The following is a 1,813-nucleotide window of genomic DNA, read 5'->3' on the forward strand; positions in this document are numbered from 1 at the left end:
GCGCGGCCTTGGCGCTGTGGTCGTGGTCGCGCAGCAGCGCCAGGTCGCTGTGGGCCGACGCCGCCACACCCGATCACGGCCACTGAATCACCGCGTCCGACGTTGCCGGTGTTCATCGCGGCACCCATGCCGGCCATGACACCGCAACCGAGCAGTCCGACGACAGCCGGATCGGCCGAGGCGTCGACCTTGGTGCACTGGCCTTCGTGAACCAGCGTCTTGTCTGCGAATGCGCCGATGCCGAGTGCCGGCGTCAGTTCGGTGCCGTCTTCGAGCGTCATCTTCTGCTCGGCGTTGAACGTGTCGAAGCAGTACTGCGGGCGGCCACGCTTACACGCACGACACTGCCCGCACACGGCACGCCAGTTGAGGACGACGAAGTCGCCCACCTCGACGTGAGTGACACCGGGGCCGACGCTCTCGACGATGCCCGACGCCTCGTGCCCGAGCAGGAACGGGTACTCGTCGTTGATTCCGCCGTCGCGGTAGGTCAGGTCGGTGTGGCACACACCGCACGCTGCAATGGCGACCACTACCTCGTTGGCACCGGGATCGGGAATCGTGATGGGGACGATTTCGACGGGGGCACCCTTGGATCGGGCGATGACGCCGCGTACCTGCTGTGGCATGGCTTTGCTCCTGGCTTCGTGCGATTGAGGACGTGTCGTCACATGGCGCAGTGTTTTCACATTGCGATATGTGCACTCGTTGAAAGGTTAGCCCGAAGCAGGTGCCCGCAACCCTGGTCGAACTGACTGACCGACCTGGCCGAAAGGACTAGGGTGCAGGCTTCACGCCGGCCTCCGCGCCCGCGGCGGCCGCCGCACCCCGACTCTCGACGCCCAATTTCCGCAGGACCCCGGCAACATGAAACTTGATCGTGCTCTCACTGACGCCGAGTCGCTCCGAGATTGCCTTGTTGCGTCGTCCGGCCACCAGATGCTCGAGTACCTCGAACTCCCGCGGAGCCAGTTCCGTCAGGACGTCGCGGTTCGGTAGGGCGACGGGCGCGTCGAGCGGGATGGTTGCACTGATCCGGTTCCCCCACCCGGGCGTCGACTCGGATTCGACGGTTCCACCCAAAGTCTCTACCCTCGAACGCAATTGGCGTTCCACGTCAACCACGTCGGCTTCACCGCCGCCGTCGTCGCGGATGTCGATCGAGAGCGAAGCCGCGTCGAGCGTCCAGGCCACCCGGATTCGCGAGAGCGTCTGCTGATCCGACAACGCCAAGACTGCGCCGCGGACGACCGCGCGGGCGCCGTGCGCCACTTCGCCGGGTAGCCCGCGCCCGTCGACGGGTGGCTCCACCAATTCCAATGCGATTTCGCGATGCTTGAGCAGCGAACGCAATTCCCCACGCATCCGAGCAAAAGCCGTGGTGGTGGACTCTTCGGCCAACTCGCGGTGCACGTCGACGGCTGAACGAAGGCCGATCAGGGCCGAGGCCGCAGTCTCCCTGGCCGAGGTTCGCGCACGTGTGTCGTCGAGATCCGCCGAGCGCAGCGTCGCCAGCATCGTTTCGAGGGTGGCCGCGTGCACCTCCGTCATCTCTGCCACGGTGCGCGCACGCTCGGACGACGCCGCCCGCGACTCGGCGAGATATGCGGGGCTCGCGTTCCGGACCTGGAGCTGGATTCCGGTTGCAGTCACTGCGAACAGCGCCTGGATCAATTCGAGAGATGCCGTTTTCACCGGTCCGGGGTGCGGCGTCAGAACGAGGAGCGTATCGGTTCGAGTCTAGGCCGAATATTTGCAACCGATTCAAAGAATCAATAACCAACGAGGTGTAGCGATTCTCGAAATCCAAATC

At 64.9% G+C, this 1,813-nt stretch carries 2 protein-coding genes; both read right to left on the reverse strand.

All coding sequences use genetic code 11. The features are described 5' to 3' along the window. Positions 1-629 (reverse strand): alcohol dehydrogenase catalytic domain-containing protein (locus ABT116_RS44120; protein ID WP_351646483.1); only part of this gene is annotated, 629 nt, incomplete at its 3' end. Positions 630-777: 148 nt separating this feature from the next. Further along, positions 778-1,695, reverse strand: coding sequence for a helix-turn-helix transcriptional regulator (locus tag ABT116_RS44125; protein ID WP_351646481.1), 918 nt, complete (start codon positions 1,693-1,695; stop codon positions 778-780). Positions 1,696-1,813: the final 118 nt, after the last annotated feature.

The organism is Streptomyces sp. NPDC002130, assembly GCF_040296465.1.
GTDB lineage: Bacteria > Actinomycetota > Actinomycetes > Streptomycetales > Streptomycetaceae > Streptomyces.